The sequence below is a fragment of the Lagierella sp. genome (assembly GCF_029983815.1).
GTDB lineage: Bacteria > Bacillota > Clostridia > Tissierellales > Peptoniphilaceae > Mediannikoviicoccus.
Genome location: NZ_JASBYU010000031.1, coordinates 1 through 10363 on the forward strand (window position 1 = coordinate 1; position 10363 = coordinate 10363).

General features: G+C 35.0%; 9 protein-coding genes. 1 reads left to right on the forward strand and 8 read right to left on the reverse strand.

The window, feature by feature from the left end; all coding sequences use genetic code 11:
• Nucleotides 1-127: 127 nt before the first annotated feature.
• Together Q1K37_RS08165 and yfcE are read right to left on the reverse strand one after the other, a co-directional pair.
• Nucleotides 128-418, reverse strand: coding sequence for a hypothetical protein (locus Q1K37_RS08165; RefSeq protein WP_300411198.1), 291 nt, complete (start codon nt 416-418; stop codon nt 128-130).
• Nucleotides 419-484: 66 nt separating this feature from the next.
• On the reverse strand, nt 485-1027 hold the full coding sequence (gene yfcE, locus Q1K37_RS08170) for a phosphodiesterase (protein ID WP_300411200.1): 543 nt from the start codon (nt 1025-1027) through the stop codon (nt 485-487).
• 40 nt (nt 1028-1067) lie between these two features.
• Here yfcE and Q1K37_RS08175 point away from each other — a divergent pair, with 40 nt between their 5' ends.
• The gene (locus tag Q1K37_RS08175) at nt 1068-1469 is read left to right on the forward strand and encodes a GtrA family protein (protein ID WP_300411202.1); all 402 of its coding nucleotides are present in this window, start codon (nt 1068-1070) and stop codon (nt 1467-1469) included.
• Here the strand turns inward: Q1K37_RS08175 and Q1K37_RS08180 are convergent.
• The 6 genes from Q1K37_RS08180 to Q1K37_RS08205 form a co-directional block, all read right to left on the reverse strand.
• The gene (locus tag Q1K37_RS08180; protein WP_300411204.1) at nt 1449-2396 is read right to left on the reverse strand and encodes a glycosyltransferase family 2 protein; all 948 of its coding nucleotides are present in this window, start codon (nt 2394-2396) and stop codon (nt 1449-1451) included. The genes Q1K37_RS08175 and Q1K37_RS08180 overlap by 21 nt on opposite strands.
• A gap of 186 nt (nt 2397-2582) precedes the next feature.
• Entirely contained in the window at nt 2583-5396 is a 2814-nt protein-coding gene (uvrA, locus tag Q1K37_RS08185; protein WP_300411206.1) for an excinuclease ABC subunit UvrA, read from the reverse strand.
• Nucleotides 5397-5404: 8 nt separating this feature from the next.
• Nucleotides 5405-7372, reverse strand: coding sequence for an excinuclease ABC subunit UvrB (uvrB, locus tag Q1K37_RS08190; protein WP_300411208.1), 1968 nt, complete (start codon nt 7370-7372; stop codon nt 5405-5407).
• 131 nt (nt 7373-7503) lie between these two features.
• Nucleotides 7504-8466, reverse strand: coding sequence for a DUF1002 domain-containing protein (locus tag Q1K37_RS08195; RefSeq protein ID WP_300411210.1), 963 nt, complete (start codon nt 8464-8466; stop codon nt 7504-7506).
• 63 nt (nt 8467-8529) lie between these two features.
• Nucleotides 8530-8871 (reverse strand): hypothetical protein, encoded by a 342-nt coding sequence (locus Q1K37_RS08200; protein ID WP_300411212.1) that lies wholly within the window; start codon nt 8869-8871, stop codon nt 8530-8532.
• Entirely contained in the window at nt 8858-10138 is a 1281-nt protein-coding gene (locus Q1K37_RS08205; protein WP_300411214.1) for a DUF1576 domain-containing protein, read from the reverse strand. The genes Q1K37_RS08200 and Q1K37_RS08205 overlap by 14 nt, the downstream gene beginning before the upstream one ends.
• Between the last annotated feature and the right edge of the window lie 225 nt (nt 10139-10363).

Below are 10363 nucleotides of genomic sequence, written 5' to 3' on the forward strand. Positions count from 1 at the left end.
AGTCCGCTTAGTAAAAATCAAATATTAGTGTCCGTGTTTAAGGGTGCATATCAAAATTTGAGTGCTCTTTTTGTATTCATAAAAAAAGGAATTATACTTTCATCATCGTATAACTCCCTAATCTATATTAGTCTAAACTGATTATTTCTCTAATAATCCACTCTTCTCCTTCACCAGATCGTATTGCATAGGATCCTGGTTGTAAGTCCTTTAATTCTTTGATAGACCTATCCTTATCATATACCTCCTGTAGTGTAATAAATCTTCTATCCCTTGAATCGTGGGCATTTCCACAGGAAAAATGCCACATACCATCTTCAATATGCCTTATGGCAAATAGAATCGGTCTAGTCCCTTCATAAACATGCTTGCAGACTATTACAGCCTCTTTTGGATCTTCTGCAAAAGGAAACTCCATAACCCCTCCTGACTGAATAACCCAGCATTCCATATCTAGAATGCCTCCATGATAAAGAAAATACGGTTAAAAGTTCATGGACTTTAGTACATCCCCATTTTCTAAATCCAATAACTCCACTTTATTATCGTAGATTCTCGCTACAGATGTACTGCCATCCTTTGGTACCGTAGTACTACCTGGATTAATAACGATTATTCCATCCACTTCTTCCAGTACTTTTATATGGGTATGGCCAGAGACTACAAATCGAGCCCCCTTTTCCTTAGCTCTATTTATTCTATCTACTTCAGATTCTTCATATCCATGGACTCCATAAATTACAATATCATCAAAGAAAAATAAATTTTCCTTCATCTGTAAATTTTTCCCTATTACCATTTCATCCACATCAGCATCACAGTTTCCCCTTATATAGTGAATGTTTCCCTGTTCAGACAGAATCTTTGCCAATTCTTTTGGATTGTAGTTTTCAGGAAGATCATTTCTTGGTCCATGGTAGAGAACATCTCCACAGTGTATGATTTCATCACAGTCTTTTAACATTTCTAAAGCTTTTTTACCCTGTACTAAATCTCCATGGGTATCACTTAATATTCCTATCTTCATTCTATAATCCTTTCTATGCTATAATATCCTTGAGGTCATTATGATAAAAAAATTAGATAAAACTTTTATAAAATTTGCCCTTGTGGGAATAATCAATACATTAGTAGGCACAAGCATTATGTACCTATCATATAATCTGTTAAATTTTGGATACTGGCTATCCTCATTTTTAAATTACTTTTTGACCAGTATACTTTCATACTTCTTAAATAGAAATTTTACATTTAAATCTAAGGAGAAGCATGCAAAAGCCATTTTGAAATTTGCAGTAAATATTCTAATATGCTATGCATTAGCCTATGGTGTAGCAAAACCTATTACAAAATTTTTCCTACAAGGTTATTCGATACAAACACAGGATAATATAGCCATGGCTGTTGGAATGGTAATCTTTGTTCTTTTAAATTACCTTGGTCAAAAATTACTCGTCTTTAGAAAATAGATCTTCTTTAGAATCGGATCTTTCCTTGATTATATAAGAAGGTCTATTTTTTACTTCTTCATATATACGACCTATATATGATCCTATTACTCCCAAGAACACTAGATTTATACCCCCAATTAACAGTAGCAAACATACAATCGTTGCAAATCCAGGAACATCCTTCCCTAAAACCAATGTCTTTATCACTATGTAGATAGCATAGATAAACCCAATCACAGACAGTATTGTCCCCATGAGTATACTTAAATCCAAAGGAGCCGTTGAAAAGGAAATAATTCCGTCTAAACCATATCTCAAGGAGTCGAAAAATTTCCATTTAGATTTTCCACCTGCTCTTTTATAGTCTCTAATGCCTATATACTTGGTATTAAATCCGACCCAATTGAAAATTCCCTTAGAAAATCTGGTCTTCTCTTGTAATGAAAGTATGGAGTCCACAACTTTTCTCTTCATCACTCTAAAGTCCTGTACTCCAGGGGTTAGTTTAACTCCCTTCCCTGTACCATTAATGATCTTGTAGAAGGTTTTTGCTCCAAAGTTATATATAGAACCTGTGGATTTTCTATTCTTTCTCTTAGTTGCAACAACATCATAACCCTCTTCAAGATACTTTAACATCTCTGGTATAATCTCCGGTGGATGTTGTAAGTCCGCATCTAATACTCCAACGATATCCCCCTGTGATGATGTCAACCCTGCTAGAATACCCGCTTCTTTACCAAAATTTCTAGAAAAAGATAGGAATTTAATCCTTTCATCCCTTGCAAATTTCTTAATTATATTGAGACTGTCATCAGTGCTTCCATCATCTATATAGATAATTTCCCAAGAGTCTTCCAATGTATTAGCAACTTCGACCATCCTGTTATTAAAATTAGAAAGGGTTTCTTCCTCATTATAAACAGGAACTACAAAACTTATCATAAAATACCTCCATCAATATCCCTATTATAAATTAAAAAGGGATAGGTGTAAAATAATACCTTTCCCCTTTTCAAAGCATCAAGATAGACTACTCTAGTGTAAAACTATATCTCTTTTCTAGGATGCTTCTATTTAATTTTATTGTCTAATGAACTTTTAAAGTTCTTCTTTAAAGAAATCTCTAGATCATTTTAGAATATCCTTTAAAAACTGTCCCGTATAGGATTTTTTTACCTTTGCAATCTCTTCCGGTGTTCCCTTTGCTATTAGAGTTCCACCACCACTTCCTCCCTCGGGACCTAAATCTAGTATATAGTCTGCAGTCTTTATAACATCAAGGTTATGTTCGATTACAATAACTGTATTACCTTGCTCTACAAGCATATCCAAAACTTTTATCAATTTATGGATGTCAGCAGTATGAAGTCCAGTAGTCGGTTCATCTAAAATATATACAGTTTTTCCCGTGGACCTTTTGGATAGTTCCGTTGCAAGTTTAACCCTTTGGGCTTCTCCTCCAGACAATTCTGTCGATGGTTGACCAATTTTAATATATCCCAAACCCACATCATATAGGGTTTGTAATTTATTTGAGATACTTGGAAGATTCTTAAAGAATTCCACTCCCTCTTCAACTGTCATATCCAAGACATCGTATATATTTTTACCCTTATATTTAACCTGTAGGGTTTCTCTATTATACCTCTTGCCATGGCATACCTCACATGGAACGTAGATATCCGGTAAAAAGTGCATCTCTACCTTTACAGTACCATCACCCTTACAAGCCTCACATCTACCTCCCTTTACATTAAAGGAAAATCTACCCTTTTTATATCCTCTCATCTTTGCTTCGTTGGTAGATGCAAATAGATCTCTAATGCTGTCAAATACCTTTGTATAGGTTGCAGGGTTAGACCTTGGTGTCCTACCTATTGGAGATTGGTCTATTTGAATAACCTTGTCTAGTTGTTCAAGTCCCTCAATCTCCCTGTATTTTCCTGGTTTAGTCTTTGCCCTGTTCAATTCCTTTGCAAGTATCTTATAGAGAATTTCATTTACAAGGGAGCTTTTACCAGAACCAGAAACACCGGTTACACAGGTCAATACACCAAGTGGAAAATCCACATTGATATTCTTTAAATTATTTTCACTAGCACCTTTTAAATTAATATAGCCCTTTGGATTTCTTCTACTACTTGGAACTGCAATTTTCTTTTTCCCAGAAAGGTACTGCCCAGTTATGGAATTAGAATTTTTCTTTATCTGTTCAATATTTCCTTGAGCGACTACCTCTCCCCCATGAATACCAGCTCCAGGTCCAATATCCACAATATAATCCGCTACCTTCATAGTATCCTCATCATGTTCCACTATGATTAGAGTATTACCTATATCCGTTAAAGCCCTAAGGGCATCTAATAATTTATTGTTGTCCCTTTGGTGTAGACCAATACTTGGCTCATCTAAAACATATACAACTCCCACCAGGGCAGAGCCTATTTGAGTTGCAAGTCTAATCCTTTGGGACTCGCCTCCAGATAAGGTTCCTGAAGATCTAGACATAGTAAGATATCCTAAACCAACATCATCTAGAAACTTTAGCCTATTTCTTATTTCCTTTATAACATCATGGGCGATGACTTCTTTAGCTCCTGTCATCCTTAAATCCTTAAACCAAGTGTAGGCGTCAGTTATAGCCATATCAGTTATATCAATGATGTTTTTATCCTCTATTTTTATTGAAAGATACTTATCCTTTAACCTTTTTCCCCTACATTTTGAACATTCGATTTCCGTCATATATTCAGAAATTCTGTCCTTCATATTGTCAGAGGCTTGATCATATCTTCTTTCTAAATTCCTAATTACACCTTCAAACTTTCCCCTATACTTCTTCCATCCTGAAAAATGGCTATCAAAAGAGAAGCTAAGTTCAGTTTTTGTACCAAATAGAATTTCATCTATCATTTCCTTTGGAGCTTCTTTAAAGGGCCTGTCCTCTTCAAAATCATACTTCTTAAGAATTTCAGAAAATATCTCATAGTAGTAAGTTCCAGGCTTTGATGTTGCAAATGGGTCGATCACTCCCTTTTCTAAGGACAGATTGTAGTTTGGAATTACAAGTTCTGGATCTATTTTTAAATGATGACCTAATCCATTACATTCTTCACACATTCCAAAGGGATTGTTAAAAGAAAAGGATCTAGGTTCTATTTCATCATAGGATACATGACCCTCTGGACAGGTAAGTTTAGAACTTAATAGTAAATCTTCACCATCGACAATGGATATCTTGATTACACCATCTGCCAACCTTAGCCCCTGTTCTATGGAGTCTGTAAGTCTAGATTCAACTCCATCCTTTACTATTATCCTATCTATAACAATATCGATATCGTGTTTTTTATTTTTTTCAAGCCCAATCTCATCTGCTAGTTCAAAGGTTTCGCTATCTATTACAGCCCTAATATAACCTTCTTTTCTCATGTTTTCCAATAGCTTTTTATGTTCGCCCTTTTTACCCTTTACAACCGGTGCCAAAACTTGTATCCTAGTTCTTTCTGGAAAAGCCATGACCTTATCCACCATTTGATCTACTGTTTGGCTGGTTATTTCCTTTCCACAGACAGGACAATAGGGCGTTCCGACCTTTGCATAGAGAAGTCTCAAATAATCATAGATCTCCGTTACAGTTCCCACAGTTGACCTTGGATTTTTACTCGTAGTCTTTTGGTCAATAGAAATAGAAGGAGAAAGTCCTTCTATATATTCAACATTTGGTTTTTCCATTTGACCTAAAAACTGTCTAGCATAACTGGACAAAGACTCAACATATCGTCTCTGTCCCTCCGCATAAATAGTATCAAAAGCCAAGGATGACTTGCCAGATCCAGACAATCCCGTAACAACTACCATTTTATCCCTGGGAATTGTCAAATCTATATTCTTTAAATTATTTTCCTTAGCTCCTTTAATAATAATTTTATCTAAACTCAATTAATCACCTAATATTCTTTTTTTAGTTTTTTCAATTGGTCCCTAAGTACTGCAGCCCTCTCAAAATCTAATACTTCTGCAGCCTTGTACATCTCCTGTTCCACATTTATAATAATCTTTTTAATATCCTCTTGAGTTATTTCATCCTTTTCAATCTTGTAGACATTACTATCTTCAGCCACCTTTGTTACTGCAATCAAATCCCTAATATCCTTATGGATAGTAGTTGGAACTATACCATGTTCTTCATTGTATTCATTTTGAATTTCTCGTCTTCTCTTAGTTTCTGAAATGGCCACATCCATGGATTTAGTAATATTGTCAGCATACATAATTACTCTACCATTTTCATTTCTTGCAGCCCTTCCTATGGTCTGAATCAAGGATGTTTCTGATCTTAAAAAACCTTCCTTGTCTGCATCCAAAATTGCAATCAAAGAGACTTCTGGTATATCCAGACCCTCTCTCAACAAGTTGATTCCCACGAGAACATCGAACTTTCCTAAACGTAAATCCCTTATCTTTTCCATTCTTTCCATAGTATCTATATCAGAGTGAAGATAGGTTACTTTAATATCCAACTCCTGAAGATATTTAGTCAAATCCTCCGCCATCTTCTTGGTCAAAGTCGTTATTAGAACTCTTTCATCCTTATCTATATTGTTATAGATTTCAGTAACTAAATTGTCGATTTGCCCCTTAATTGGCCTAACTTCGATTATAGGATCTAACAAACCAGTAGGTCTTATTATCTGTTCCACCTCTTGCTTCTCATGTTCCTTTTCATAGGGTCCAGGTGTAGCCGAAACAAATAATATTTGATTCATCATGGATTCAAATTCCTTAAACTTCAAAGGTCTATTGTCCAAAGCTGAAGGAAGTCTAAAACCATAGTCGACCAAATTGGTCTTCCTAGACTTATCACCTTCATACATACCCCTGACTTGAGGTAGAGTCACATGGGATTCATCTACAATTGTCAAAAAGTCCTTAGGAAAATAGTCTATTAAAGTATATGGCCTAGAGCCAGGAGCCCTACCACTTAAATGCCTGGAATAATTTTCTATTCCAGTGGTAAACCCCATCTCAGCTAACATTTCAAGGTCATATCTAGTTCTTTGCTCGATTCTTTGAGCCTCTAGAAACTTATCCCTTTCCTTAAAGTACTTTATTCGTTCCTCAAGCTCCTCCTCAATCGTCACTAAGGCTCTCTTTACCTTTTCATTTGAAGTAGCAAAATGGGATGCAGGATATATTGCAATATGGGACCTTTCACCAATAATCTCTCCAGTTAGAGAGTTAATCTCTGTTATTCTATCTATCTCATCTCCAAAGAATTCAACCCTAACGGAGTTTTCATCCTGTGAAGCTGGAAATATATCTAAACTGTCTCCACGTACTCTAAACGTCCCCCGTTCAAAGTTTATATCGTTTCGGACATATTGTATATCTATTAACTTACGCATAACTTCATCTCTGTCTTTAATCATACCCGGTCTTAGAGATATGACTAGATTTTCATAGTCTATCGGGTCTCCCAAACCATAGATACAAGAAACCGACGATACGATAATTACATCTCTTCTTTCAAAAAGGGACATGGTAGCAGAGTGACGAAGCTTGTCTATCTCATCATTAATAGAGCTATCTTTTTCTATATATGTGTCGGACTGGGGAACATAGGCCTCAGGTTGATAGTAATCATAATAAGAAACAAAAAATTCAACAGCATTTTCAGGAAAAAATTCCCTAAATTCCCCTGCAAGTTGATATGCAAGGGTCTTATTATGAGCTATTACCAAAGTAGGCTTTTGCACCTGTTCGATTATATTTGCCATTGTGAAGGTCTTTCCAGAACCAGTTACACCTTTTAAAGTCTGAGCCTTCATATTTTCATTGATACCTTTAACTATTTTTGCAATAGCTTCAGGTTGATCTCCAGTAGGTTTAAATTTTGAATGTATTTTAAATTCCATAATTCACCTCGATGAACAATTGTTCGATTCTATTATACCACCGATAATTGTTATTGTAAAAAATAGAGCACTCAAAGTTATGAGTACTCTATCCAATCATAAAATGTCAATCTCTTGGCATATTATTATATTTAGTTATTATTTATCATATCCGCAATCTTGTTAAATACATCCCTTAAAAAGGCGGATATCTGATCTAATAGGCCGCTCTTTTCTGCCTCATTATAAGCTTCTTTCGCGCCATCTACAATGGCCCCTCCCCATTTTTTCAATTGCTTTGCAACTTCTTCAGAAGTAATAGCATCTGTTTTAGCATACTTCTCAAAATAGGAGATTAACTTATCCATTTGGTCCTGAGTTACAACCTTATCTAAATTATATTTAACTAAAGACTCTTCAACTACCCTTCTAATATCTTCCAAAGTTGGGTTTTTGTCTTGCTTTTTCTTAATTTCACCTAGGCTAGATTTGATATCAGTTACAGCATCATCTAGCTTTGTAGAATCAAAATCCTTTTTATCTTTATTTTCCTGACTTATTTCATTAACCGTATCCAACTCGTCTTGAGCAACTTCCATTCGCTCTTTGTCTAAGGTTTCACCATTGGCTTCAAAAGCTTTATAGACCCCGGTTAAAGCCGATTCACCTGTAACAGGTCTTATGGCACCTACTAAAATAGTTGCATCCTCAACACCAGCAGTTAATGCAGCATTTCTATATTGTTCTTCTGTAATTTCAGTAATATTCTTAGGAGTTTTTATAACTACATTTACTCCCTTTCCTTCATTTTCTTTAGTAACTAAAACCGATGATATCATATTAGCAGGATTAGACAAATCGCCACCAATATAATTTACAAGATCCTTATAGGTCACTTTTATAGAATTGATGTTTTCAGGATTTGTAATTCCAAGTAACTTTCTAGTACCCGCCTTTTGTTCATCCGTTAAAGTTTCACCATAGGCAAAAGTAGGTTTGCCCCATCTTTCATTTATTACTTCTGTATCAATCTCAGCAGCAAGGGCATTTGTTGAACTAAATAAAATACAAAAAGCCATCATGCCAGCTAAAAGTTTTTTCATAATCTTATTCATTTTTACCTCCTGAATAGATTATATCACGAAGTTCATCATTGAAAATCAACAAAAAATCTACATTTATTTCATTCTAGAAGCATAAAAAGACAAAATTCCATCATGATAAACTATCATACCCTCATCCACAAGAGAGCTTAATAGATTGATATCGTTGACGTCCTCATTAACTCCTAGAAGATTACTATAAAATCCGCCAACAGAAGGCAATCTCTCGTTATTCAACAATTTATTAAACTCCACAATATCATGGGGCTCAGTGTCTGTTTCCCCTTCAGCAACTATTATAATCTCCTGTTTTTTATTCATTATTCTGACAGTGATATCCCTCACACCATGAGTATACATATATGCAAGTAAGGACATTGTTATCTTATTTGAAATTATAGCATCATCGTCTAACACTATCTTTCCTCCTTCTATATGCCGATATAATAGCCTCGTAAAGAGGTACCACCGTACCAGCTACAAAGCCACCAGCAAAACCATTATTATATAAATTTAAACCACCATGTAAATAGGCTATATTGGAAACCAAGGCCACATGGACAAACCCCGCTACAATACCAGGAATAAACCCATATCTTCCTGCAACAGGTGCTAAATTCGTTCCAAATAGCATGACCACTAATGAGCTAGCTCCATTTTCATCATATATATTAAGTACCGCCGCAAGCCTTGCACCAATAAGAATAGGAAGTGTATTTCTTGGATGTTTACCAAAGGCAGAAAAACCAATCACAGTTAATATTCCTCCTACTACAGGGCCGGAAAGCTCCCCACCGATTATCAAAATAAAAGTAGTTGATAAAAGGCCCATTACTCCCATATTGAAAAGAGTAATCGGTAAACCATATAAATCATAGAAATCAGCCACCAATTGACCAGTGTTTTTAAGAAGTCCCTTATATTCTAAAGTGATATTTTCACAGCTTACATACCCCCCTATGATCATGGCTAAGGATAAACCATATAATATCAAGGATAATTGAAGATTATTCCCCTTTGAAATAAACTCTACTGTCTCTATATTGATATCAAACATCTTTAAAGTAGCAGTAATAAACATACCAATAATACCAGCAGTAAAGCCCACATTATACAAACTGAAACCTTGATGGAAACGTAAAAATGATTGGGCAAGTGGTGGGATGATATAACCAACAAAGATTCCAGCAAAATACCCAATAGAAATACCCTTGTAAAGATTAAATCCCATTCCAAAAGCAATCTCACTAACCAATGGACCTAGGCATGAACCGAATAGAGCTGGAAGTATGTAATTTTTAAAAGGGGTTTTTATAGATTTAGCATACAAAAAAACACCAATGGTAATTGGTATGGAATTCAATAAATTCTTCCCAAAAAATGAAAATCCAGAGACAATAAAAACAGCAGCAATTAAAGGACCATTAATCGTTGCCTTTGTCCTCTGAGCTAAAAATATCGATAAGATAGTCATCAATCCACTATTGAAAATCGCAGCACCTAAACTTGCGATTTCAATATAATCCGTAGTCAAATTACTAGGAGAAAAGAAAATCACTTCCATTCCTTTAAATACATTAGTAGGAGTATCAAAAAGAAAAGCAGATAAAATTAAAAATCCGCCAAAGATATATAAAAGTACATAATCTCTTAAGTGTCTGTCCATATGTGATAATTTATTCATAGGTCACCTCAAAACATGCTATAGTGTTAATTTTACCATAACCAGAATAAAAATAATATTCCACAATTACAACTTAAGTATTTATCAAGGATTGTAACGCTAAATTAAAAATAAAATTAAAAAAGGACCAAAATTAAATGGTCCTAAAAATTAAATTTATTAAAATAAAAAATGGTTGCGGGAGCAGGATTTGAACCTACGACCTCCGGGTTATGAGCCCGACGA